Origin of the sequence: Joostella sp., from assembly GCF_048266025.1 — a bacterium.
Taxonomy (GTDB): domain Bacteria; phylum Bacteroidota; class Bacteroidia; order Flavobacteriales; family Flavobacteriaceae; genus Galbibacter; species Galbibacter atrarenae.
Window position 1 is genome coordinate 1,032,457 of record NZ_JBLXAF010000001.1, and the last position, 24,092, is coordinate 1,056,548.

The 24,092-nt window shown below is 33.8% G+C and carries 21 protein-coding genes; 12 read left to right on the forward strand and 9 right to left on the reverse strand.

What is annotated here, in order from left to right; genetic code table 11:
- The 5 genes from ACN0TY_RS04385 to ACN0TY_RS04405 all read left to right on the forward strand — a co-directional run bounded on the left by ACN0TY_RS04385 (nt 1) and on the right by ACN0TY_RS04405 (nt 5,753).
- Complete coding sequence (locus ACN0TY_RS04385; RefSeq protein ID WP_417443505.1) at nt 1–2,349, forward strand: penicillin-binding protein 1A; 2,349 nt, start codon at nt 1–3, stop codon at nt 2,347–2,349.
- Between the two features lie 10 nt (nt 2,350–2,359).
- The gene (locus ACN0TY_RS04390; protein WP_417443506.1) at nt 2,360–2,908 is read left to right on the forward strand and encodes an isochorismatase family protein; all 549 of its coding nucleotides are present in this window, start codon (nt 2,360–2,362) and stop codon (nt 2,906–2,908) included.
- 153 nt (nt 2,909–3,061) lie between these two features.
- A complete protein-coding gene (locus ACN0TY_RS04395) occupies nt 3,062–3,763 on the forward strand; it encodes a CoA transferase subunit A (RefSeq protein WP_417443507.1) in 702 nt (233 codons plus the stop codon).
- A gap of 24 nt (nt 3,764–3,787) precedes the next feature.
- Complete coding sequence (locus ACN0TY_RS04400; protein ID WP_417443508.1) at nt 3,788–4,444, forward strand: CoA transferase subunit B; 657 nt, start codon at nt 3,788–3,790, stop codon at nt 4,442–4,444.
- Nucleotides 4,445–4,979: 535 nt separating this feature from the next.
- Nucleotides 4,980–5,753, forward strand: a complete 774-nt coding sequence (locus ACN0TY_RS04405) for an amidohydrolase (RefSeq protein WP_417443509.1) — start codon at nt 4,980–4,982, stop codon at nt 5,751–5,753.
- On the opposite strand, the gene ACN0TY_RS04410 is transcribed toward ACN0TY_RS04405, so the two are convergent.
- A complete protein-coding gene (locus ACN0TY_RS04410; protein ID WP_417443510.1) occupies nt 5,740–7,347 on the reverse strand; it encodes an Ig-like domain-containing protein in 1,608 nt (535 codons plus the stop codon). The two genes, ACN0TY_RS04405 and ACN0TY_RS04410, sit on opposite strands and share 14 nt — an antisense overlap.
- 143 nt (nt 7,348–7,490) lie before the next feature.
- Nucleotides 7,491–8,189, reverse strand: coding sequence for a ComF family protein (locus ACN0TY_RS04415; protein ID WP_417443511.1), 699 nt, complete (start codon nt 8,187–8,189; stop codon nt 7,491–7,493).
- Nucleotides 8,190–8,229: 40 nt separating this feature from the next.
- Here ACN0TY_RS04415 and ACN0TY_RS04420 point away from each other — a divergent pair, with 40 nt between their 5' ends.
- Nucleotides 8,230–9,150 carry a hypothetical protein gene (locus ACN0TY_RS04420; protein ID WP_417443512.1) on the forward strand — a complete coding sequence of 307 codons (921 nt, stop codon included), beginning with the start codon at nt 8,230–8,232 and terminating at the stop codon, nt 9,148–9,150.
- Between the two features lie 35 nt (nt 9,151–9,185).
- Nucleotides 9,186–10,730, forward strand: coding sequence for a glycine--tRNA ligase (locus tag ACN0TY_RS04425; RefSeq protein ID WP_417443513.1), 1,545 nt, complete (start codon nt 9,186–9,188; stop codon nt 10,728–10,730).
- A gap of 62 nt (nt 10,731–10,792) precedes the next feature.
- Here the strand turns inward: ACN0TY_RS04425 and ACN0TY_RS04430 are convergent, their stop codons facing one another.
- Complete coding sequence (locus ACN0TY_RS04430; protein WP_417443514.1) at nt 10,793–12,850, reverse strand: TonB-dependent receptor family protein; 2,058 nt, start codon at nt 12,848–12,850, stop codon at nt 10,793–10,795.
- Nucleotides 12,851–13,022: 172 nt separating this feature from the next.
- Between ACN0TY_RS04430 and ACN0TY_RS04435 the strand changes: the two genes are divergently transcribed.
- The 3 genes from ACN0TY_RS04435 to ACN0TY_RS04445 all read left to right on the forward strand — a co-directional run bounded on the left by ACN0TY_RS04435 (nt 13,023) and on the right by ACN0TY_RS04445 (nt 15,957).
- Nucleotides 13,023–13,787 carry an exodeoxyribonuclease III gene (locus ACN0TY_RS04435; RefSeq protein WP_417443515.1) on the forward strand — a complete coding sequence of 255 codons (765 nt, stop codon included), beginning with the start codon at nt 13,023–13,025 and terminating at the stop codon, nt 13,785–13,787.
- A 34-nt stretch (nt 13,788–13,821) separates the two neighbouring features.
- On the forward strand, nt 13,822–14,781 hold the full coding sequence (locus tag ACN0TY_RS04440; RefSeq protein ID WP_236957847.1) for an OmpA/MotB family protein: 960 nt from the start codon (nt 13,822–13,824) through the stop codon (nt 14,779–14,781).
- A 135-nt stretch (nt 14,782–14,916) separates the two neighbouring features.
- Complete coding sequence (locus ACN0TY_RS04445) at nt 14,917–15,957, forward strand: aldo/keto reductase (RefSeq protein ID WP_417443516.1); 1,041 nt, start codon at nt 14,917–14,919, stop codon at nt 15,955–15,957.
- A gap of 88 nt (nt 15,958–16,045) precedes the next feature.
- Here ACN0TY_RS04445 and ACN0TY_RS04450 read toward each other — a convergent pair whose 3' ends face one another.
- Nucleotides 16,046–16,834 carry an META domain-containing protein gene (locus ACN0TY_RS04450; protein WP_417443517.1) on the reverse strand — a complete coding sequence of 263 codons (789 nt, stop codon included), beginning with the start codon at nt 16,832–16,834 and terminating at the stop codon, nt 16,046–16,048.
- Nucleotides 16,835–16,855: 21 nt separating this feature from the next.
- Complete coding sequence (gene radA, locus ACN0TY_RS04455; protein WP_236957850.1) at nt 16,856–18,217, reverse strand: DNA repair protein RadA; 1,362 nt, start codon at nt 18,215–18,217, stop codon at nt 16,856–16,858.
- Between the two features lie 231 nt (nt 18,218–18,448).
- Here radA and ACN0TY_RS04460 point away from each other — a divergent pair, with 231 nt between their 5' ends.
- Entirely contained in the window at nt 18,449–19,885 is a 1,437-nt protein-coding gene (locus ACN0TY_RS04460; RefSeq protein WP_417443518.1) for a glycosyltransferase family 2 protein, read from the forward strand.
- A 202-nt stretch (nt 19,886–20,087) separates the two neighbouring features.
- Nucleotides 20,088–20,582 carry a DinB family protein gene (locus ACN0TY_RS04465; protein ID WP_417443519.1) on the forward strand — a complete coding sequence of 165 codons (495 nt, stop codon included), beginning with the start codon at nt 20,088–20,090 and terminating at the stop codon, nt 20,580–20,582.
- A 92-nt stretch (nt 20,583–20,674) separates the two neighbouring features.
- Here the strand turns inward: ACN0TY_RS04465 and ACN0TY_RS04470 are convergent, their stop codons facing one another.
- The 4 genes from ACN0TY_RS04470 to panC are packed head-to-tail and all read right to left on the reverse strand — an operon-like array spanning nt 20,675 to nt 24,033.
- On the reverse strand, nt 20,675–21,820 hold the full coding sequence (locus tag ACN0TY_RS04470) for an alpha/beta hydrolase (RefSeq protein ID WP_417443520.1): 1,146 nt from the start codon (nt 21,818–21,820) through the stop codon (nt 20,675–20,677).
- Between the two features lie 33 nt (nt 21,821–21,853).
- Nucleotides 21,854–22,819: a lysylphosphatidylglycerol synthase transmembrane domain-containing protein gene (locus ACN0TY_RS04475; RefSeq protein ID WP_417443521.1), complete on the reverse strand. Its 966-nt coding sequence runs from the start codon at nt 22,817–22,819 to the stop codon at nt 21,854–21,856.
- Between the two features lie 2 nt (nt 22,820–22,821).
- Nucleotides 22,822–23,172, reverse strand: a complete 351-nt coding sequence (panD, locus tag ACN0TY_RS04480; protein ID WP_236957855.1) for an aspartate 1-decarboxylase — start codon at nt 23,170–23,172, stop codon at nt 22,822–22,824.
- Between the two features lie 12 nt (nt 23,173–23,184).
- Complete coding sequence (gene panC / locus ACN0TY_RS04485; RefSeq protein ID WP_417443522.1) at nt 23,185–24,033, reverse strand: pantoate--beta-alanine ligase; 849 nt, start codon at nt 24,031–24,033, stop codon at nt 23,185–23,187.
- Nucleotides 24,034–24,092 lie beyond the last annotated feature (59 nt).

A 24,092-nucleotide genomic window follows, 5' to 3' on the forward strand; every position in this document is an offset into this window, starting at 1 on the left:
ATGGCAAAGAAGGCAACGAATAAAAAAGCTAAAAGTAAAAATCAAGGTTTTAGAAAATATATCCTTTGGTTTTGGCGATTGTTCTTAGGTGGAATCGCTTTTGTAGTACTTATGTTTTTATTAGCTTCATGGGGTGTATTTGGAGAATTACCTTCATTTGAAATCCTAGAAAACCCACAAACAAACTTAGCTTCAGAAATTATTTCTTCTGATGGAAAAACGTTGGGTAAATATTATTTAAATGATAATAGAACGCCTGTTGCTTTTGAAGATCTTCCGCCACATTTAGTAAATGCATTAGTAGCTACAGAGGATGAGCGTTATTACGACCACTCAGGAATTGATGCTTGGGGAACATTAAGAGCAGCTGTTTTCTTGGGGTCTAGGGGAGGAGCAAGTACGATTTCTCAGCAATTAGCAAAACAATTATTTACAGAACAAGTTTCGTCGAATATACTAGCGCGTGTCGTTCAAAAAATGAAAGAATGGATTATTGCCATTCAGCTAGAAAGACAATATACAAAAGAGGAAATCATAGCGATGTATTTCAATATCTATGATTTTGGTAATAATGCAGATGGTATTCGTTCTGCTGCACGTATATATTTTGGAGAAGAACCTTCAAGCCTAAATGTAGAGCAATCTGCAATGTTGGTGGGAATGTTTAAAAATTCTTCTTTGTATAATCCTAGAAGGAACTCTGCAGGAGTGGAGAATAGAAGAAATGTAGTGTTGAGCCAGATGTATAAGAATGATTTTTTAAATGAGCAAGAACGCGATTCTCTAAAGGCAATTGCTTTAGAAATCGACTACCATCCAGAAACACACCGAGAGGGAATTGCTACATATTTTAGAGAGTATCTTAGAGATTGGTTGAAGCAATGGGCTGCAGATGAAGATAATTACAGACCAGACGGTGAGAAGTATAATATTTACCTAGATGGATTAAAAATATTTACGACTATAGATTCTAGAATGCAAGCAAATGCAGAAGAAGCGGTAACGGAACATATGAAGCGTTTACAAGCAGAATTCTTTGTTCAGAATACAGATGAACGCAACCCTACAGCACCATTTTTAGATGTTACTCCAGAAGAAGTACAAAGTACATATGAGCGTTCTATGCGTCAATCAGAACGTTGGAGGCATATGAAATATGATCTTAAAAATCCAAATGATAAAATTATTGCTTCATTTAAGGAAAAAATTCCAATGCGAGTTTTTACTTGGCAAGGGGAAAAAGATACCGTAATGACGCCGTTAGATTCGATTAAATATTACAAGTATTTCTTACGTACAGGAATGATGTCTATGGAGCCGCAATCTGGACATGTAAAAGCATGGGTTGGAGGTATAAATTATAAGCATTTTCAATACGATCAAGTTAAGCAAGGTCGCCGCCAAGCGGGTTCTACTTTTAAACCTTTTGTATATGCTACAGCTGTAGATCAATTGCACTTGTCTCCTTGTGATGAATTTCCAGATATATATACATGCATTGAAGCTAATAAGTATGGAAATATGCTTCCTTGGTGCCCTAAAAACTCCAATGGAAAATATTCTGGAGATATGTACACGTTAAAGTATGCATTGGCAAACTCTGTGAATACTGTTACAGCTAGGCTAATGGATAAAGTTGGTCCGCAACCTGTTGTAAACCTTATAAAACGTATGGGGATAGAATCTGAAGTTCTTCCTGTACCTTCTATTGCCCTTGGTACAGCAGATGTTTCTGTATACGAAATGGTAGGTGCCTTTGGTACTTTTGCCAATCAAGGGGTGTATGTAAAGCCAGTTATGATTTCTCGTATAGAAGATAAAAATGGAACTGTATTATATGAGTCTGTACCAGAAACACGTGATGTTTTAAGTAAAGAAGTTGCTTATACAACCATAAAACTGATGGAAGGTGTTACCCAGGCAGGATCTGGAGCTAGGTTAAGAACTACTGGAGTAGATAAGTATAACCAGATGTATCGCGAAATAATGACGGGTTATCCTTATAAATTAATGAATCCTATTGCAGGTAAAACTGGAACAACTCAAAATAATAGTGACGGTTGGTTTATGGGGATGGTTCCTAATTTGGTTACTGGTGTTTGGGTAGGTGGAGAGGATAGAGCAACTCATTTTTCAAGGACTTTATATGGTCAAGGAGCGAGTATGGCATTACCTATTTGGGGACTTTATATGAAGAAGTGTTATGCCGATGAAGATCTTGGTATTTCAACGTCAGATTTTGAAGAGCCAGAAGACTTAAGTATCCGAGTAGATTGTGATAAACCTGCTGAAACGGATCAAGATTCTATAAAAGTAGATTATAACGAAGGAGTAGATATCGATTTTTAAAATCGTACTTATGAAAGCATTATTAATTGTAGATGTTCAAAACGACTTCTGTACTGGCGGCGTATTGGCCGCCAAAGGAGGTGAAGAAGTGGCTCCTATAATTAATAAAGTTGCTCCTAGTTTTAATTTGGTAGTAGCTTCTAAAGATTGGCACCCTACAAAAACAAAGCATTTTGATAAATGGCCTCCACATTGTGTTCAAAATACAGAAGGAGCAGCCTTTCACCCTGATTTAAACTTAGATTTTATAGATAAAATTGCTTTAAAAGGAACAGGAACTATTGATGATGGTTATTCTGCTTTTGAAGCTACGAATATCAATCTTACTTCATATTTTAATAATGAGGGTGTTACTTCTTTATATGTTAGTGGTATTGCAACAGATTATTGTGTTCTTCATTCTGTGATAGATGCAATCAAAGCTGGTTTTAAAACATATGTTATAACAGATGCAATCCGTGGTGTAAATTTAGAGCCGAACGATTCGAAAGAAGCATTAAAGCAGATGGAACAGCTTGGTTGTATTTTAATTACTTCTGAAGAGTTTTTAGATTCTTAGGACTCATGAATGATATTTTTTGACTTTAGTTTAAAAGTTAACTCCCAATAATCAGTTTCTTCAATTTCTTTCCATAAATAGATTATTAAACAACTCAATAAAAAATTCTTATTTTATTGAAATATTCGTAATTTTCAATTAAAATTTTATCAAATGATTAATAAGAAAGTTGCCTCTGTGGATGAAGCACTCCAAGGAGTAAAAGATAATATGACATTTCTATTGGGAGGATTCGGACTTTGTGGAATTCCTGAGAATAGTATCAATAAATTGGTAGCGCTTAATATTAAGAACCTTACTTGTATTTCTAATAATGCGGGAGTAGATGATTTTGGTTTAGGCTTGCTGCTGCAAAAACGTCAAATAAAGAAAATGATTTCCTCATATGTTGGAGAGAATGACGAATTTGAACGTCAGATGTTGAGTGGAGAGCTAGAAGTAGAACTTATTCCGCAGGGTACATTATCGGAACGCTGCCGAGCGGCACAAGCTGGGATTCCTGCTTTTTATACTCCAGCAGGCTATGGAACGGAAGTGGGTGAAGGAAAAGAAAGTAGAGTTTTTAATGGGAAACCACATATTTTAGAACATGCTTTTGATGCTGACTTTGCTTTTGTAAAAGCATGGAAAGGGGACGAAGCTGGGAATCTTATTTTTAAAGGAACTGCTCGTAATTTTAATCCTGTTATGTGTGGAGCAGCTAAGATTACAGTTGCCGAAGTAGAAGAGTTGTTACCAGCAGGCATTTTAAATCCTAATGAAATTCATATTCCAGGGATTTTTGTTCAGCGAATTTTTCAAGGAGAAAAATATGAAAAGAGGATTGAACAACGTACAGTAAGAAAGAGAGTTTAATTTGAACAATTCAACAAGTTAATTATGAGTTTAAATAAAGAACAAATAGCGCAGCGTATTGCTCAAGAAGTAAAAGATGGATATTATGTGAATCTTGGAATTGGAATTCCTACACTGGTTGCTAATTATGTACGCGATGATATTTCTGTTGAATTTCAAAGTGAAAATGGCGTGCTTGGGATGGGACCATTTCCTTTTGAAGGGGATGAAGATGCAGATATAATAAATGCCGGTAAGCAAACAATCACAACATTGCCAGGTGCTTCATTTTTTGATTCATCACTTAGTTTTGGGATGATTCGTGGGCAACATGTCGATCTTACCATTCTTGGTGCTATGGAAGTTGCAGAAAATGGAGATATAGCAAACTGGAAGATTCCAGGGAAAATGGTGAAGGGAATGGGAGGAGCAATGGATTTAGTTGCTTCAGCAGAAAATATTATTGTTGCGATGATGCATACCAACAGAGCAGGCGAGTCTAAGCTTCTTAAAGAATGTTCTCTACCATTAACAGGGGTTAAGTGTGTTAAAAAAATTGTTACCAATCTAGCCGTTCTTGAGGTTACTAAAGATGGTTTCTTATTGTTAGAACGTGCTCCTGGAGTTTCTGTAGATGAAATTAAAAACGCTACTGATGGACGTCTTATTATTAAAGAAAATACTCCTGAAATGAATTTATAACAATTTATTGTTTTCTTATTAAGTTGTTATTTTTAAAAGAATGTGCATTTCGTCGAATTAGTTTATCCTTTTAACTGATAATTCAAATTTTCTTTTAGATTTGCAACCGTCAATATGGAAATATTGTGTTGAATGACACATAATTTTAATTTGACAACAACATTTGTATCATTCACAACAAAAATGTGAGATTTATGATAAAGTGTTATAAATTTATGTTCCTAGATTATTAGATTGTTATTAACCTACTTAACTATTTGTAAAATGAGTGATTATGCTTTAACCTATGAAACCGACCAACAAAGTAAATCGATCTTAAAAGTATTAAGTAATAATATTAAAGGAACGATTACACTAATGAAAAGTTTAATGATTGTAGCAAAAAAACTATTAATGTTCTAATGCCCCAAATAAGAACATTTCCCCCACTAGTTTTTTGCTGAGTGTCATGGATTAAAGAGATAAACTTAATTGTTTATCTCTTTTTTTATGCTTTAGAATTTACTTTTTATGTTAATTACCTTACTTTTATCTTATGTCGGATACACTTTCAATAGCAGCAATACAAACTTCCTTAGCGTGGGAAAATCCTGAGGAGAATCGTGAATTACTTCAACAGAGAATAAGAGATTTAAAAGAGGATGTCGCTATTGTAATCCTTCCTGAAATGTTTACATCTGGTTTTACAATGAACGCAGCAAGCGTGTTCGAAACTATGGAAGGTGAGACTTTAAAGTTGCTAAAAATTATTTCAAAGGAAAAAAATGTAGCTATTGTTGGGAGTTTGGTAATTCAAGAAAGCAATAATTATTACAATCGATTAGTGTTTGTAACTCCAGATGGTAATATTAGTTATTATGACAAACGGCATACCTTTACGTTGGCAGGAGAACATGAGGTGTATGCTTCGGGAATCGAGAAAGTGATTATTACTTATAAAGGTTGGAAGTTATGTCCGCAGATATGTTATGACTTACGTTTTCCCGTTTGGGCTAGAAATACCGAAGATTATGACGTGCTTCTATATGTTGCTAATTGGCCAAAAAAGCGAATAAAAGCATGGGATGTTTTGTTGCAAGCACGTGCTATCGAAAACATGAGTTACTGCATTGGAGTAAATCGTGTTGGGTTAGATGGGAATAATTTTGAATATACAGGGCATTCTGCAATATACAATCCTCTTGGAGACACTGTTGTTTATAGCGAACAAGATGAAACTCTTTATGCTACACTTTATAAAGAGGAAATTGCAAAGTACAGAAACGGACTTAAATTTTTAAATGATAGAGATGACTTTACTTTAAAATAAAAGTCTGCTCAATCTCCCAATTGGCTCTTAACTCAACAGGATCCGGATAATAACTGATTCTTTCAGGCTGGATTTTCTTTAAGTAATTTCCTGTATCCCATTTTCCATTAGCATTATCATCATGAATTACACGAATTAGATATGTGCCAGGGTCGATATTTCTGAATTCATAAGCATATTTCTTTTCCTCGATGTACATTTCTTCCTTTACATCGCCATTTTTATCTGTAAGCTGAAGTATTAATGGGTACGATTCTACATTCTTTAGATTTACACGCATACTCCCAAGATCAGCCACACTTTTTGTGGAAACACCATAAGAAAGGGTGTCGTTTTTATCACCATAGAAATCTGTAATAGCTCCAGGAAGTAAGGTGATTCTATATTTCTGATCAGCCTCAGAATCCCATTTTAAATTAAAGATGTTTTTCTTTTTATCTAATAACGGAGTAAATTCTAAGGTTGTAGAATCTTTGTCTATTACAGAAATAAGCTCTTTGTTATAAGATTCAATTGGCGTAGAACCATGAATTTTTAAGGAATCATTTATACTGAAACTCTTATTCATTTGTGCTACCACAAGGGTGTCTGCATAAAGTTCTTTAATACGGACAGTAAAGGTGTCTATTTCCTTTTTGTTTTTTACTTCAAAAATTAAAGAATCGGACTCGAAAGGAGTGAAGAAGTATTTAAGTGTATCTTTTTCAGCATCTGGAAAGATTCGGTAATCATAATCTTCTGGTTTGTCAGAAATTAATTTTATTTCCATTCCAGTAGGATCGCCTTCGTAACCAAAAAATATTTTATTCTTAGCAATTAAAGAGGGTCTTGCTGCTTTATATGCAGGAACTTCCGTAAAGAGATTTAATCCGTATATAGAATCGTTTGGAATATTTATAAGATGATCTATAAAACCTATTTTATCTGTTTTTGGATCGAATTTATAATTTCCAGCTTTATCTTTTATAGCGACTAATTTATAAGTTCCCTTTTTAAGATTTGTAAGTCTAAAATTTGTAGAACTATCTAATGTGTTTGTTATATATGTAGGTGGTTTCTGGTATATAACAGAGTCGGTATAAGCGCTATCCACTTCGTAAAGCATAACAGAAATAAAAGAATCTGGCTTTTTCTGAACTGCATCAATCACAAAACCTTCCAACTCTAAAGAATCGATATATGATCCAGTTGAAAAAACATATTTAAAAAAAGAATATGGATTTGCTTCATTGTTATCTACTACACTTTGTCCGAAATTAAAAACATAAGTGGTATTTTCCTTCAAGGTGTCTAATAATTCAATCTCCAAATATTTACTCGCTCCAGACTGAGGATATACATAAGGAGTGTTTTTTAAAGGAGGAGAGACAATAAGTTGCTTCTGTAGGTCTTTAAGTTTGATGTATTCATCAAAATCAATTCTAATTTTTTCTGAAGTAAAATTAGTAGTATTATTCTCAGGTCTAGCTGAAACAATAGATGGTGGCGTTAAATCTTTAGGTCCTCCTTCAGGGGTTCCTCTTCTAGCGCAGTTTATAAGACTGAATAATAGGACAAAAAATAAAATATAACTTAAGAGATTCTTAGCTTTCATCAGATAATACTTAATTGTTTTTCAGTGGTCAGCTAGAAAACTTTTTAGTAATGATTGTTGTAAAATTATTACTGATTAAAAAAGGTATTTCAAGTAGCCCAATTGAAGCTGCAAATTAACGATTATTTTTAGTAACGTTGAAATTATGTAGTAATTGCAATAGTGATAATACTAAATTTAATATTCTGATCTTTCGGGAAGGCAATAATACAACTCTCCATAGTGGCTCCCGTAGTGATTACATCGTCAACAAGTAAAATATGTTTTCCCTTCAGATTGATGTTATCATTATATAAAAAACGATTTTTTAAATCCGAGACACGCTCACTTCTGTTTTTTCTTGTATGTGTTTTCGAAAACTTAATATTATAAAGAATTTCTTCGGAATAATTTGCTGCTATCTGATCGGCTATTTCCTTGCCAAATTTTGCCACTTGATTGTATCCTCTTTCTTTTTTCTTCTTTTTGTGTAACGGAACTGGGATTACATAATCAATATTTTTAAATCTTACTGAATTTAAAATTTCTACTCCAATCCATTTGCCAAAGAGTGTTCCAAGCTCTTGGTGGCCTCTATATTTTAGGTTATGAATAAGCTCTCTGACGATTCCTTTTTTATAATATCGAAGAAAAGAAGCTGCATTTTCAATTTTAACACGTCCGTATAAAATTTTTTCGGTAGGATTAGCGTTTGTATTAATAAATTGAGTGAGTGGTAATTGATGTCGACATTCAACACAAATAGAAGCACTACTAGGTCCTATTATTTCTGAACACCCTAAACAAGTGATCGGAAAGAATAAATTTTGAAGATCATTTAGTATCTTTACAGCCTTAATCAATTATGATAGTTGAAGTTATATCCAAATCTAACTAATTTAAATGAGTGCTCAAAAAAAGCAACTTGGACAAAAAATAATATTAGGAGTTTTACTGCTTTGTATAGCAGCACTGACTGGGTTTTCTTACTTTAATTATGTAGAAAGCGAAGAGAAAGTTTCTTTTTTGGAGAATGCTAAAGGGATGATTGTTGAAGATTTAGAGAGCATTCAAACAGATTTGAATAAGTTAGCTGAGGAGAATGAGAACCATATCAAACAAATCGATTATAGCAGAAAACGTATCGCTATGTTGATGGACTCCATCCAAATGCTTGATGTAGATTATCAGATTTTAGGCAGATATAGAAGAGAGCTTGCCGAGATCAGAAAAGAGAATAATTATCTTCATAAAGTTACAGACTCTATAAAACAACAAAACTTCTTACTATCTAAAGAAATAGATAGTACAAGATTAAGATATACAGAATTAGAGCGTTATTCTAATGCCTTAAAAAGCGCCAACGAAAATCTTACGCAATTCACAGATTCTCTAATTAATGAAAATATTGAGCTGACCAAGAAAGTAGACAGAGATCCCGCTTTAAAGGTATCTGCTTTGGCAGGAATGGCATATAAAGCTAGAGGCAATGGTAAAGTTATAGAAACCAATAGAGCTTCTAAAGCAGAACGTCTTCGTGCTTGTTTTAATATAGCTCCTGGTACACTATTGCAACCTGGTGAGCGTGTGTTCTATATTCAATTCATAGATCCTAAAAATCAGATTCTAGGAAGTAGAAATGCGGTTAATTTTAATGATAAAAAACTAATTTACAGTAAAAAAGTGGTGGTAGACTATGAGAATAAACCCATGGGAATCTGCGATTATATTATTGTAAAAGACCTCGAAATGGATGGAGATTATCGAGTGAATGTGTTTTATAAAGAAAATTTATTAGCATCTTCTGTTTTTAAGCTGAAATAAAATTCTAATTCTCCTAAAAAGTATATTTTTGCGACATGGCAAATCAAGACGATCAATTTAAGAAAGTGATATCCCATGCTAAGGAGTATGGGTATATTTTTCCTTCAAGTGAAATTTATGACGGATTAAGTGCAGTATATGATTATGCACAAAACGGGGTAGAACTCAAAAGGAATATCCGTGAGTACTGGTGGAAAGCAATGGTGCAAATGCACGATAATATTGTAGGAATAGATGCATCTATTTTAATGCATCCTACCACATGGAAAGCTTCTGGCCACGTTGATGCATTTAACGACCCGTTAATCGATAATAAAGATTCTAAAAAAAGATACCGTGCAGATGTTTTGGTAGAAGATTATGTTGCCAAACTCGAAGGTAAAGTAGAAAAAGAAGTAGCCAAAGCAGCAAAACGTTTTGGAGATTCTTTCGATAAAGAACAGTTTATAGCTACTAATCCACGAGTTGTAAAATACAATGAAGAGGGGCAAGCTATTTTAAAGCGTCTAGGACAGTCTTTAGAGAAAGAAGATTTGGAAGATGTAAAAGCACTTATTGAAGAGCTTGGAATTGCAGATCCTGAAACGGGAAGTAAAAATTGGACTGATGTTAAGCAGTTTAATTTAATGTTCGGAACAAAGTTAGGAGCTTCTGCAGATTCAGCAATGGATTTATACCTGCGCCCAGAAACTGCACAGGGGATTTTTGTAAACTTCCTTAACGTGCAAAAAACAGGACGTATGAAAATTCCTTTTGGAATTGCACAAACAGGAAAGGCTTTCCGAAATGAGATCGTAGCAAGACAGTTTATCTTCCGTATGCGTGAATTTGAGCAAATGGAAATGCAATTTTTTATCAAGCCAGGAACACAAAAAGAATGGTATGATTACTGGAAAGATGCTCGATTAAAATGGCATATGTCTCTAGGTTTGGGGGCAGATAATTACCGTTTTCATGACCATGAGAAATTAGCGCATTATGCTGATGCAGCTTCCGATATTGAATTTAGATTTCCATTTGGATTTAAAGAATTAGAAGGAATTCATTCGCGTACAGATTTTGATTTGTCGCAGCATGAAGAATTCAGTAATAAAAAATTACAATATTTCGATCACGAAGAGAATAAGAGTTATACACCTTATGTTTTAGAGACTTCTATTGGTTTAGATAGAATGTTCTTAGCAGTATTCTCAAACTCACTTCAAGAGGAAGAATTAGAAAATGGTTCTACAAGAACTGTTTTAAAATTACCATCGGTTTTAGCGCCAACAAAAGTGGCTATTTTACCACTGGTTAAGAAAGATGGACTGCCAGAAGTTGCTAAAGAAATTTTAGAAGATCTTAAATGGGACTTTAGTGTTACTTATGATGAAAAGGATGCCGTTGGAAGGCGTTACCGTCGTCAGGATGCAGCAGGAACACCTTTTTGTGTTACCGTAGATCATGATACATTAGAGGATAACACCGTTACCATAAGATATCGTGATACGATGGAGCAGAAACGTGTTAAAATTGATGAACTTCGTGGTTTAGTGGCTAAAGAAGTTGATATTAGAAACTGGTTGATGAAAACCAAGTAATCACGTTTCTTAACATATATAAATCCCCAAAGGTTAGTGATAATCTTTGGGGATTTTTCTTTTTATAATTTATAGTTTAATTTAATTCCGCCGTAATAATTAATTGGGAGTCCAGGGTAATAATAACGAGGTTCTGAGTCGCCAAAACCTACTGCATTAATAAGGATCGAAGAGGCATATTTTTCATCAAAAAGATTATTGATGCCTCCTGTAATTTCCAAGCTAAGATTCTTGGATACAAATTTTTCATATCCCGCCTTTAGGTTAATAAGATTGTAGGCATCACTGTATAAAGAGTTTTCGTCATTCATAGGCATTGTACCTAAATGTTGATATGTAGTTGTTAAGAAAAGTCCGTTTAAATGTTTTAGCTGAAACCCACCATTAATCATGTTTTTAGGAACCCCCGTAAGTTTATTTCCTGAGTAATCGACATTGTTATCTACAAAGTCTTCAAACTTATGATGGTTAAAAGTGGCATTTATATAAGGCTGAAAGGTGATTCCTGCTGAAATATTAGTTACGTAATTTAATGCCAGTTCGATTCCTTTGTGAGATGTTTTTCCAGCATTTCTCCCTATATATTGATCTTCATCAACTCGATCTGCAACTAGTAAATTTTTAACATCCATAAAGTAAAAGGAAGCCGTAGCTTTTAGTTTTCTTCCGAAGAAATAATTTTCACTTCCAATTTCATAATTAGTTCCAGTTTCTGGGCCAATACTTGCATTAATTACACCTTCTGGAGTTAACGTTTCTTCAAGATTAGGAAAAGAGTAACCGTAGCTTATATTTCCATAAAGGAGATTGGTCTCAGTGAAGTTATATCGTACGCTAAAGTTTGGAGCCCAAATTCCATCAAAATTTCGCTTTGCATTCCTATTTTCTATCCCTTGATTGTAATAATCACGGAAGTTATAGGAAGTACTATTGTAATTTAGCCCTAGTTCTACTACCAGTTTTTGGAAATACATGCTAAAAGTTCCAAAAGTATTTAAACGATTTCTATACTCTTTATTGTCGCTTAAAAGATTTCCTTCAAGGCTACCTTGGTTGTTGTTTTGTTCATATAAATTTTCAATAGTAGCCCAATTATAAGTGTCTGTATATAATTCTGCTCCAGCAGAAAATTTATTTTTAAAAGGTAATGATGCGATGTTTCCAAAGAAAACAGATCTAAATCCGTAGCTATTAGTAAATTCATCTAATATATTAAAAGGCCTTGGTTCGTAATGGTCTGTATAAGAGTAGAAAGCAGTGGTTGTATTTGTTAATCGATCAGAAAAACTATGCTCCAAGGAAATTCCAACAGTAGTTATTTTATTGTCTTCATAACCTTGCGCTTCATTCCAGTTTGAAGCGGCTAATTTTGGATTCTCATTAAAATCTGTAGCGCTAATAGAGCTCGCAATCTGTGCATTATAATCAAGTTGATTAAATAACAGTTTAATGGTGTTTTTAGCATCCAAATGATAGCCCATATCCAATAGAATAGCATTTCTTTTATAATTGCTATTCTCCCTATAACCATCGGTTTCCAAATGGTCTGATATTAAGTTGAAATAAAACTTTTCTTCTCGATGGCTTGCTTGAAAGCTATTTTTTAAAAGGCCAAAAGAGCCCAGTGTGATATTATTACTAACTGTAGTTGTATTCTTTTCTGGGATTTTTGTTTGCATTAAAAGAGCACCACCTAAATTGGAACCATAGGGAGTTGCTTTAGGACCTTTTATAATTTGTATGGAAGCTAGGCTCTCCGGATCATAAATATTAAAAGATGTTTCGCCGATACCGCTTGTAATAGGAATGCCATTAAAATAAGCTTGGATTTTATTAGTTCCATAAGGAGTCCTAGCCCCCATTCCTCTTACTGTGAGTCTATTTGTGTTGATAGCGCCAGAGAAAACATGTACGCTGGGTGTTTCGTTTAAAACTGTTGTTATTTCTGTAGGAGCATATCTTTCAATATCGTTACTACTTATGTTATCTACAGGGATTATGAGCGGGTTCTTTTGGAACTGTTTAGATTCTAAAATGACTTCTGCCAGTGTGTCGTTCTTCTTTTCTTGAGCTGTTAGAAAAAAGACGGAAAATATAAGAAATAGGAAGGTTTTGTTCATTAAGTAAAAATAATAGTTTTGACGGCGATGCCATAACTTTCTGATTAAAATGTAAAATGTTGATAATTTCACTCTTTACTTTCACTCCATATATCTTAGTTTCCTCTTAATATCCTTATTTTAGCTTTTTGTCATAAATCGACTTTATAATTCTTGAAAAATAAAAATAAGCATGAAAATTATCTCCTATAACGTAAATGGAATCCGAGCAGCATTAAAAAAAGGTTTTTTAGAGTGGTTGCAATCTGCAGATCCAGATGTAATTTGCCTACAAGAAATTAAAGCTAATAAAGAACAATTAGATTTATCTGTTTTTGAAGAAGCTGGTTACCCTTATCATTACTGGTATAGTGCTCAGAAGAAAGGATATAGTGGAGTCGCTATTTTATCCAAAACAGAGCCTAAAAATGTTACCTACGGAACAGGAATTGAACATATGGACTTTGAAGGGAGGAATATAAGAGTAGATTTTGATACCTGCTCAGTGATGAGTTTATATTTGCCTTCAGGGACTAATTTAGCTCGTTTGGAGCATAAATTAATGTATATGGCCGATTTCCAAGAGTATATAGATTCGTTAAAAAAGGATATTCCAAATCTAGTTATTTGTGGAGACTATAATATTTGTCATGAAGCTATAGATATTCATGATCCTGTTAGAAATGCTAAAGTGTCTGGTTTTTTACCAGTAGAAAGAGAGTGGATAGGAAACTTTATAGATAGTGGATTTATTGATAGTTTCCGTCACTTTAATAAAGAGCCAGATAATTATAGTTGGTGGAGTTACCGCGCCAATGCTAGAAACAATAACAAAGGTTGGCGTATTGATTATAATATGGTAGCAGAGCCGTTACAAGAAAAATTAAAAAGAGCCGTTATATTACCAGAGGCTAAGCATAGCGACCATTGTCCAATACTTGTTGAGATTGAAGATTAATGGCAGCTTTGACTATAATTTTAAAAATATATCAATGTTAAAAAAAATATTTATAGGATTACTTTTTGTTGGGCTAACAACTTCTTGTGTTTCATCTAAAGTATATAATGACTTACAAAGTAAATATGATGCTCTAAAAGGTCAGAATGATGATACTGCCGCTAAAAACCAGGAGTTAAATGCAGCGAATAATCGCTTAGAGAACGATTTAAGTAAGCTCCAAAAAGAATATGATGCAGCTGTTGCAGAGCGTAATAGGCTACGACAAGATTATGAAGCGGCTAAAAATAATCTAGCAAACTTGGAGGCGTCTTATAATGCTTTAGAGAAAAATAGTAGTGCAGCAATAACAGCTAATTCTGAAAAGAATAGAGCTTTATTAAAGCAATTGGAAGAAAAAGAGAAAGCATTGGCGGAGGAGAGTTCACGTCTGGATGCTTTAAAGCAAGAATTGCAAGCACGTTCTCAAAGAGTTATAGAGCTTGAAGGATTGATTGCTGCTAAAGATGAAGCAATGAAAAATTTAAAAGATGCTATTTCTAAGGCATTATTAGATTTTGAAGGGAAAGGATTAACTGTAGAGCAACGCGGAGGTAAAGTGTATGTTTCTATGGAGAATAAATTATTGTTTCAGAGTGGAAGTTGGGCTGTAAATGCTAATGGAAGAAAAGCGGTACAGCAACTAGGGACGGTATTGGCTCAGAATCCAGATATCAATGTGCTTATTGAAGGTCATACCGATAATGTGCCTTATGGAGGGAATGCGAGTCTTAAGGATAACTGGGATTTATCAACCAAAAGAGCTACATCTATTGTGCAGATTTTAGAAGAAAATAGTAGTATTGATCGTTCTAATTTAACCGCGGCGGGAAGAGGAGAATATCTTCCGATAGCAAGTAATGAAACCGCTGAAGGAAAGGCTAAAAACCGTAGGATTGAAGTGATCCTTACGCCTAAATTAGATGAGGTTTCTAAACTATTAAATGATATATAAATTATTCAATTTCAGATTTCTTAAGTTTAGATATAAGATTTTTGATTTTAGAATTTCGTATTTTTGAGAAGATTTCTAGGAGTGGAGTTAGAAGAGCCCTTTTAGAAATCTTCTTTTATTTTTAAAAATTGCTATATGAAATACACAAAACTACCTAATACTGATGTTGATGTCAGTAGAATCTGCTTAGGAACCATGACTTGGGGAAAGCAGAATACAGAGGCAGAAGGGCATCAGCAAATGGATTTTGCGGTCGATAAAGGAGTTAATTTTTTTGATACTGCAGAGTTGTATGCTATTCCGAAAGAAGTGGCAACTCAAGGAAGTACAGAGAAGATAATTGGAAACTGGTTTAAAAAATCGGGAAAGCGAGATGAAATTATTCTGGCTTCTAAAATTGCTGGGCCTCCAGAATTTAACGAACACTTTATTAGAAAAGAGGGTTTTACGAAAGCTGCTTTTGATGATGCAATTCATGGAAGTTTAAAAAGATTGCAAACCGATTATATTGATCTTTATCAGTTGCATTGGCCAGATAGAGATACTAATTATTTTGGGAACTTAGATTATCATACCAATAACGATGAAAAATGGGAAGATAATATTCAGCAAATACTTCAGATTCTAGAAGGATATATTAAAGAGGGTAAAATACGTTACATCGGACTTTCTAATGATGTTCCTTGGAGCGTAATGCGTTATTTAGAAGAGAATAAGTTTAATGGCCTGCCGCGGATTAGTACTATTCAAAATCCGTATAATTTATTGAATAGGACTTATGAAATTGGTTTAGCTGAGATATCTATGCGTGAAAATGTTGGATTATTGCCTTATTCTCCGCTTGCTTTTGCACGTCTTACAGATAAGTTTATTGAAAATAAAGGAATAGAAGATGCGCGAATCACATTATTTCCTGAAATGGCTAGGTATAATGGAGAGCGCTCATTGGCTGCTACTCGTCAATATTACGATTTGGCTAAGAAATACAATATGTCTTTAGCTACATTAGCTTTGGCATTTATAAATGCGCAGCCTTTTGTAACAAGTAATATTATTGGAGCTACAAAAATGGAGCAGTTGGAAGAAAATATTGCAAGTATCGATGTTGATTTGGATAGAGAGATCTTTGAGGAAATCAATAAAATTCATAGCAATATACCCAATCCAGCGCCTTAATATTAGATTCATGTTTAAAAATCTAATATTATAAAATAACAAACCTCGTGGGATACACGAGGTTTGTTATTTTATAGTGTTAATTTAGTTAATCTACTTTTCTGAAAGTAAGCTCGTTATCTCCAGAAGTAAGAGTAAGAATAAGATTTTCGTATTTGTAGCTGAATCTTTTATTATTAACTGCACTTAAGAAACTACTTTCTAAGTTTTGGTTTTTACAAGCCATTCTCGTGCTTACCAATTCCCCAATTGCAAGAGAATCTTTTTCTACTACTAAAGTTCCATTAATCCTATTACATCCGCTGAAACCAAATACTTTTCCTGTTCGTAAATTGAACTCTAAATTAGGACGTTTCATGCTTTTGTCAACTGGATTTCCGTCAATTGTTTCTAATGCCCATATATCGTTTAAACGATAATCGCCTATATACTTTCCACAACCGTCAAAATCTTTGTAATCTTCCATGTCTTTCGTTTTTGTTGAAATACGAACCTTATAAGAGAAAGCTTCATCGCTGTTAGTTTCACATGGCTTTTTAAAGATGGTAACCTGTAGCGTTCCTGCTTCCGTTTCAGCAGAATAATTTACAGCATTCACATCTTGAGGGATACGTTCTTCTGGAACTGGAGTGCTAATTTTCTTTGGTGAGTCTAAAGAAGTGAATGTCATCGATTTATCAAAATCGATTAATAAGCTCCATGAAGGATTTTCTCCTGTAGCTATAAAATCTACTCCTTCTGGAATGGTATTCTCTGTTTTCATGGGAGTTTCTTTAGTTACTTCTTCTTTTGGCGAATTAGCTTCTTTCTCTTTATTGGCTTCCTTGCAAGCCGCAAATGTTATTAAAGATAACCCTATTAATATTATTTTTTTCATGTCTATTCTTATGTGTTATTTCTATCCAAATAAAAAGGCTACAACATCTTCAATTTTAGAAACACGTTGGATTTTTATCTGATTGTTTTTTAATGATATTTTATTCAGTTTAGATACAAAAATAGTTGAAAATCCTAACTTTTCTGCCTCCAAGATTCGTTGCTCTACCCTTTGTACGGGTCTTATTTCTCCTGCTAAACCTATTTCAGCAGCAAAACAGAAATCTCTTTCAATGGCAATATCTTCATTGCTAGAGAGAATGGCTGCAACAACTGCCAAATCAATTGCAGGTTCTTCTATAGAAATACCTCCAGTTAAATTTAAAAATACATCTTTAGCACCGAGTCTAAAACCAGCTCTTTTTTCTAGAACCGCCAAAAGCATATTTAAACGCTTTACGTTATAACCTGTTGTTGTTCGTTGAGGTGTTCCATAAACGGCGGTACTCACAAGCGCTTGAACTTCTATCATTAACGGTCGCATTCCTTCCAATGTAGCTGCAATTGCTGTGCCACTAAGCTCTTCTTCTGTTTTAGAAATTAATATTTCTGAAGGATTGCTCACTTCTCGGAGTCCTTTTCCTAACATTTCGTAAATTCCGAGTTCTGCTGTAGAACCGAAACGGTTTTTTAATGCTCTTAAAATTCTGTACACATGGTTTCTGTCGCCTTCAAACTGAAGTACAGTATCTACCATATGCTCTAAAATTTTGGGACCTGCAATATGACCGTCTTTAGTAATATGTCCAATTAGAATGACAGGTGTATTCGTTTCTTTAGCAAATTTTATAAGCTCTGATGTACACTCACGAATCTGACTAATACTTCCTGCGGAAGATTCGATATGGTCAGTGTGTAGGGTTTGAATAGAATCTATAATGAGGATATCAGGTTCTGTAGCTTCTATTTGCTTAAAGATATTCTGAGTTTTTGTTTCAGTAAGAATATAGCAATGTTGACTACCCGAAAAGATTCGCTCGGCTCTCATTTTTATTTGTTTCTGACTTTCTTCTCCAGAAACATATAAGGTTTTAAAAGGAAGGTGTAATGCAATTTGAAGGAGTAGCGTACTCTTTCCAATTCCAGGTTCACCGCCTAACAGAATAACTGAGCCAGGAACGATGCCGCCACCTAAAACACGATCGAATTCAATTCCGCCAGAAGACATACGCATTTCTTGAGAACCATCAATCTCTTGGATTCTTAAAGGTTTAGCTGCTCTCTTAGAAGAAGTGTCTGTAGGCTTCCATCCCTTTTTTTCTTCTTTTTGAACAACTTCTTCTACTAATGTATTCCAATCTTTACAAGAAGAACACTGTCCTTGCCATTTTGCGTATTGTGTGCCGCATTTCTGACAAAAAAATGTTGTTTTGACCTTTGCCATTCAGCTATAGTTTTTTGAAGCCGAAAGGTACGAAGAAGATTTTATAGTTTGGAGTCATAAAAGTAGTCACTGTATACTTAAGGAACACAAATAAGTGTATACTTGGGGACACTTATGTATAAAAATTATACACATTTTAATTGCGATGTATACTGTAAGTTGTTGTTTTTCAATCATTTTATCAAATGGTATCAAAGTTGTTTTAAAAGTAGCGAATCAAAGTAAACAACAATGAAGCAATCTATATTTTCAAAACCGTCAGAAGAATCACCAAATGAACCTACAAATCGTTTGGAGAGATTTATTTCCAATTCATCATCAACTTTTATTTTAACAGCCACATTTCTGTTGTTAGTAGGAGCTGCACTTTCATTTTATTTTTTACAACCTTATTTTGAAGAAATAAGATTAGAGAGAATGGCAACTAGTTGGGGTTCTTTTCTAGTAATATTGGGGATTACTTTATTGGCAGTTAAGTTTAGTTTTTTAATTTATATACTAAGTCTATACTTACGATACCGAGATATTAAGTCGGTTTCTGATAATGAATTGCCGTTATGTACAGTAATTGTACCAGCATATAATGAAGGAGAGTTAGTTTATAAAACTTTGAAGAGTTTGGTGGCAAGTGATTACCCTGAAGAGAAGCTTCAGATAATCTCTATTGATGACGGAAGTCAAGATAATACTTGGGATTGGATGAAAAAAGCTCAAGAGGAGCTTGGGAATCGTATTGCAATATATCAGCAGCCAGAAAACAGAGGTAAGAGACATGCATTATACCGTGGTTTCCAATTAGGAAGTGGAGATGTGTTTATTACAGTGGATAGTGATTCTATTGTTTTGAAAGATACTTTACGTATTATGGCAAGTCCTTTTGTGGTGAATGAAGAGTGTGGTGCTGTAGCTGGTAATGTACGTGTATTAAATCGTGATAAAGCTTTAATACCGCGTATGTTGAATGTTAATTTCGCTTTTAGTTTCGAATTTGTACGTTCTGCACAGAGTAGTTTAGGTTCTGTATTATGTACGCCAGGTGCGTTGTCGGCATATCGTAGATCTGCAGTTTTTGGTTGTCTTCATGATTGGATTAATCAGACCTTTATGGGAGAAGTTTCTAAGATTGGAGAAGATCGTGCGATGACAAATATGATTTTAAAACAAGGTTTTAAAGTATTATTTCAACGTAAAGCTTATGTGTATACTAATATTCCTGAGCATTACAGAAACTTGAATAAGATGTTTATCCGTTGGGAAAGAAGTAATGTTCGTGAGAATATTGCAATGAGTAGATTTGCTTTTGGAAACTTTAGAGAAGGAGCTAAAGCTGGAACTCGTGTATTATTATTAAACCAATGGTTGAAAATGGTAATGGCTTACCCAGCAATATTATTAATGTTATTCTTTGTGTTTACGCATCCATTATTATTCCTTAGCTCTACATTGGTCGGGATTATAGTTTTCTCAAGTATGCATGCTTTCTTTTATGCTAAGAAACACAGTATTTCTGAATCGTTTTGGGCATATCCATATAGTATCTTTTATGCATTTACACTTTTCTGGATTACACCTTATGCAATAGCAACAGCAGGGAGAAGTGGATGGTTAACAAGAGACTTAACTAAAAAAGAGCTTAAAGAGCAACAAATGGTTGCAATGACGTCATAATAAAATTCTTAATAGTCAATATATACTCAACAAACTAAAAGCGTTCATCAAGATTTTATCTTGTATGAACGCTTTTTTATTGGATTTAGGGAAGTTGTTCTTACTCTTCATTTTATTAGAGACATAATCTTTTAGAAAGCAATTAATTTAGTTGATTAAAAAAAGTTAAATTGATGTTTGAATCAAAAAAAATATTGAATTGATGAAGGAAAGATATTTAGATTATGCTAATTATAATATTTGGGCCAACAATAGATTAATTAATGATTTAAAATCAGAAAGCGATCAGATTTTTGAGCATGAGTTTATTGGGAGTTTTCCGACAATCCGAGCTACAATTTTACATATTTGGTATGCAGAGACAGGTTGGCTTTCTCGTATGCAAAATCGTGGCTGGTCAGTAGAACATATTGTAAATTTTTCTGATGATAATGCAAAGCTTTTTGACAATTGGCAGAGTACGTCTTTTGAATTTAAAGAATTTGTAGCTAAAGCAGATTTAGAGAGGGAAATTAAGTTTCAGCATAAAGAAGAACAATTCTCTATTCCATCTCGCGAGATAATTCAGACAGTTTTTAATCATGGAAGTTATCACCGAGGGCAAGTGGTTATGATGATGCGGCAACTAGGAATTTCTAAAATCTCACAAACAGATTATATCGAGTGGGTTCGAGAAAAGAAAAGAGGTAATGTGTAAAATTGAGCTTATTTAGGTAAGTTGAATAAAAAAACGTTCACCAATTAATTAAAGATGAACGTTTTTCTATTTTTTACTGAAAGATATTTAGTTTACCAACCAAAGTCAGCTTTTAAAGCATCGATACGCTCTAGAGCAAGATCTTTAGTTACAAAATCTATCTCTTGCATCCCAAAAGCTTTTTCGTAAGTGCGCATAGCTTTTTTAGGTTCTCCCATTTGTTCTAGATATTCAGCTTCAAGGAAAAAACCAAGCATTGTATCTGGGTATTCGTCTTTAGCAATTTTACTGAGCTCATTTAAAGATTCCAAATCTTCCTTTTTCTTAGTGGCTGCATAAATTGCCATCATATCATTTAAGCTTACTTGCTTTTTAAAACTGAATAGTGTTTCTATTGTGCTGTATTTCTCTGTCAGATATTCTACTACAGGACCATCATGTTCTAAAACTTCATTTTTATACTCTTCTATACTTATGGGTTTATAAACTTTAAATATTTTATCTAATGCTTTAGGGATTCCATAAGAAGCTACTCCGTAATGATTTGCATTATCAAATTCATCAAAGTAATAATGAACGTTATCATTGGTAATGCCTTTCATTGTGTTATCGAAAACACGAATTCGCTGCTGATTTTCTTTCTCATCATTTTCGCTAGTTGCTAAATAATAAAAAGTCATAGCATCTATGTCGCCTAACCTTTCAGGGATGTTTCTTTCCATAGTCGGTGCGAAAGTAGGCGATAAATTAATGTAGGCGTTAAATAATAGGTTTCCTTTAAATAGATAGTAATTGGAGAAATTGGCAGTTATATCATGACCAACAATTGCTTTGAATTTTGCTAAGTTGTAATTCTTTTGGATCAAAGGAATGAGTTCCATGCCTATAAATTCGAAGAAATCATTTCCTTTTTTATCAGGGAATCCACTTTCATCGCTATAAAAACAATCTTCATAGCGAGTTTCACTTTGATTGATTCCGACCACAATACTTTCTGGCATTTCGTTGTTGTAGGTGTAAAATTTCACATTCCCTACCACAACATCAAAAAGATAATCGGCATCTAATACAACAATAAGTGGGTATGATTTTTCTGCGGAATAATTCTCCGGAACATACAGCTGTATGTCTCTTTTTTCTGCTAATTTAAAAGATTCTATTGTTGATGATTTTAGTTGTGCTTTTAAATTTAAAGCACACAAAAAGAGCATCGTACAAATTAATGTAGTCTTTTTCATGATAATAAGATTTGGTGAAGGAAAGATATAAAATTATTTGTTTTTATTGTATATCGGAAGCAAAAGAAAAGATAAAGCTCCAAATATAACGACCATCAGTGTTTGTGAAGACCACATGATCCATCCGAAAGCGTCTCCCGAAGTTTCAGAAATTCCATAAATAAGAAGAATTTTACTTACCGCAATTGGGTATAGTCCTATCCCTCCATTAGTAGCAGTCATGGCAAATGCACCTGCTACAAAAGATGCTAAAATGGCATTTAAGGGAAGTGATGTAGTTTCTGGAATACTATATTTAATAACCCAGAACATTGCAATGTATAAAACCCAGATGCATAGAGTGTAAAAAATAAAGAGCCATTTATTCTTCATTTTAAAAATACTCAAGGCACCTTCAAGAAGATCGAAAACGAAGTTTTTCACTTTTAAAAAAAAGCCACTTTTTGCTTTTCTTATCAGCAGTAAAAAAATAATCCCCAGAACAATTAATACACTTCCGATTGCAATTAGTTTTATATAATCTATATTTTTTTCAGCAAAATAATCGGCTATGATTTCTGTTTGTAGAATTGCAGTAATTAATACTATTGATAAAAGCATAATTACATCGATAACACGCTCTGCTATAATAGTACCGAAACCTTTTTGAAAGGGTACTTTTTCGTAAGAAGTTAGGGTGGTGGCTCTTAATACTTCTCCAGATCTTGGGATACCTAAGTTTGCTAAATATCCAACAAAAATAGCCATAATATTATTAGGGAAACGTGGTTGGTATCCTATGGGTTCCAAAAGTAAATTCCAACGTAATGCCCGAGAGATATGGCTTAAAAAACCTAGAATAACCGATAGAATTACCCAGAAGTAATTAGCGTTTTTTATAGCGTTGTAAATATTTAATCTGTCTTCTTGTGTGGTGTTGGAGTAGGAGTACCAAATTAAAAATACTCCCAGAAAAAGTGGGAGTATTTTTTTAAAGATATTTAGAATTTTTTTATTCACTTTTAGGTAAGAGAATTGTCTTTCTCATTAGGGAATATTAAAGATGGCTTAAAGTTTTTAGCTTCTTCAAAATCCATAATTCCGTAAGAGATAATTATGATGATATCTCCACGTTGTACTTTACGAGCTGCGGGTCCATTTAAAGTAATCACTCCACTATCTCGAGCGCCTTTTATGGCATAAGTTTCTAGACGTTCTCCGTTATTTATATTAACAATTTGTACTTTTTCGCCTTCAATAATATTGGAGGCTTCCATAAGTGCTTCGTCAATGGTAATACTACCAATATAGTTTAAATCGGCACCAGTAACGGTAACTCTATGGATTTTAGATTTTACTACTTCAATTTGCATTTTACAAAGATATTAATTTAGAGCTACATTGTCTATAAGTCTTATATCGCCAGCATACACCGCGATGAAAAGTCTATAGCGTTCGTTCTCTTTTTTTGTTTTAATAGGTTTCAGCGTTTCTTCATTAGCAATTTCTGCATATTCTAATTTGAAATTAGCTTTGCTGTCAAATTGCTTTTCTATCCAATTTATAGTATCTAAAGCACTTTCTGTGCCAAACTTTTCTTTTGCTTTTATAATAGTTTCATAAATAAAAGACGCCTCATTACGTGTTTCTTTTGGGAGTCGTTCATTTCTTGAACTCATGGCGAGTCCGCTTTCTTCTCTACTAATTGGGCAGCCTGTTATTGTTACTGGAAGCTTATTTTTAGCTACCATTTTTTTGATAATTTGGAGCTGTTGGAAGTCTTTTTCTCCAAAATATGCATTGTTAGGAGCAACAATTAGGAAAAGTTTTTTGACAATTGTGCCGACGCCGTCAAAATGACCGCTTCGGAATTTACCTTCCATTTCATGTTCTAAACCATCAAAATCGAAAGTTTCAGAAGTTACATTGTTGTCGTAAATATCTTCAACTGATGGAGCGAAAACGATGATGTTATTGCTTAGGTTTCCTAAAATTTCAACATCTTTTTCAAAAGTTTTAGGATATTTAGCAAGATCTTTCTTGTTGTCGAACTGTGTTGGGTTAACAAAAATACTAACTACAACGACATCGTTATTTTTAAGAGCCATTTCAACTAGAGAAAGATGACCTTTGTGCAGAGCGCCCATTGTAGGTACTAAGCCGACGGTTTTTTTCTCTATTTTTTCCTTTTCTAGGAATTGAATTAATGCTTCTTTTTGAGTAAAAATTTGCATTTGATAAAAAATTAAAAGCGTGCAAAGCTATATAAATTAAACTAATTAGGCATATTTTT

Excerpts from the sequence above, each read along its gene's own strand:
- ACN0TY_RS04385 (WP_417443505.1), top strand. The coding sequence starts at position 1 with ATGGCAAAGAAGGCAACGAATAAAAAAGCTAAAAGTAAAAATCAAGGT.
- ACN0TY_RS04390 (WP_417443506.1), top strand. The coding sequence starts at position 2,360 with ATGAAAGCATTATTAATTGTAGATGTTCAAAACGACTTCTGTACTGGC.
- ACN0TY_RS04395 (WP_417443507.1), top strand. The coding sequence starts at position 3,062 with ATGATTAATAAGAAAGTTGCCTCTGTGGATGAAGCACTCCAAGGAGTA.
- ACN0TY_RS04400 (WP_417443508.1), top strand. The coding sequence starts at position 3,788 with ATGAGTTTAAATAAAGAACAAATAGCGCAGCGTATTGCTCAAGAAGTA.
- ACN0TY_RS04405 (WP_417443509.1), top strand. The coding sequence starts at position 4,980 with ATGTCGGATACACTTTCAATAGCAGCAATACAAACTTCCTTAGCGTGG.
- ACN0TY_RS04410 (WP_417443510.1), bottom strand. The coding sequence starts at position 7,347 with ATGAAAGCTAAGAATCTCTTAAGTTATATTTTATTTTTTGTCCTATTA.
- ACN0TY_RS04420 (WP_417443512.1), top strand. The coding sequence starts at position 8,230 with ATGAGTGCTCAAAAAAAGCAACTTGGACAAAAAATAATATTAGGAGTT.
- ACN0TY_RS04425 (WP_417443513.1), top strand. The coding sequence starts at position 9,186 with ATGGCAAATCAAGACGATCAATTTAAGAAAGTGATATCCCATGCTAAG.
- ACN0TY_RS04430 (WP_417443514.1), bottom strand. The coding sequence starts at position 12,850 with ATGAACAAAACCTTCCTATTTCTTATATTTTCCGTCTTTTTTCTAACA.
- ACN0TY_RS04435 (WP_417443515.1), top strand. The coding sequence starts at position 13,023 with ATGAAAATTATCTCCTATAACGTAAATGGAATCCGAGCAGCATTAAAA.
- ACN0TY_RS04440 (WP_236957847.1), top strand. The coding sequence starts at position 13,822 with ATGTTAAAAAAAATATTTATAGGATTACTTTTTGTTGGGCTAACAACT.
- ACN0TY_RS04445 (WP_417443516.1), top strand. The coding sequence starts at position 14,917 with ATGAAATACACAAAACTACCTAATACTGATGTTGATGTCAGTAGAATC.
- ACN0TY_RS04450 (WP_417443517.1), bottom strand. The coding sequence starts at position 16,834 with ATGAAAAAAATAATATTAATAGGGTTATCTTTAATAACATTTGCGGCT.
- radA (WP_236957850.1), bottom strand. The coding sequence starts at position 18,217 with ATGGCAAAGGTCAAAACAACATTTTTTTGTCAGAAATGCGGCACACAA.
- ACN0TY_RS04460 (WP_417443518.1), top strand. The coding sequence starts at position 18,449 with ATGAAGCAATCTATATTTTCAAAACCGTCAGAAGAATCACCAAATGAA.
- ACN0TY_RS04465 (WP_417443519.1), top strand. The coding sequence starts at position 20,088 with ATGAAGGAAAGATATTTAGATTATGCTAATTATAATATTTGGGCCAAC.
- ACN0TY_RS04470 (WP_417443520.1), bottom strand. The coding sequence starts at position 21,820 with ATGAAAAAGACTACATTAATTTGTACGATGCTCTTTTTGTGTGCTTTA.
- panD (WP_236957855.1), bottom strand. The coding sequence starts at position 23,172 with ATGCAAATTGAAGTAGTAAAATCTAAAATCCATAGAGTTACCGTTACT.
- panC (WP_417443522.1), bottom strand. The coding sequence starts at position 24,033 with ATGCAAATTTTTACTCAAAAAGAAGCATTAATTCAATTCCTAGAAAAG.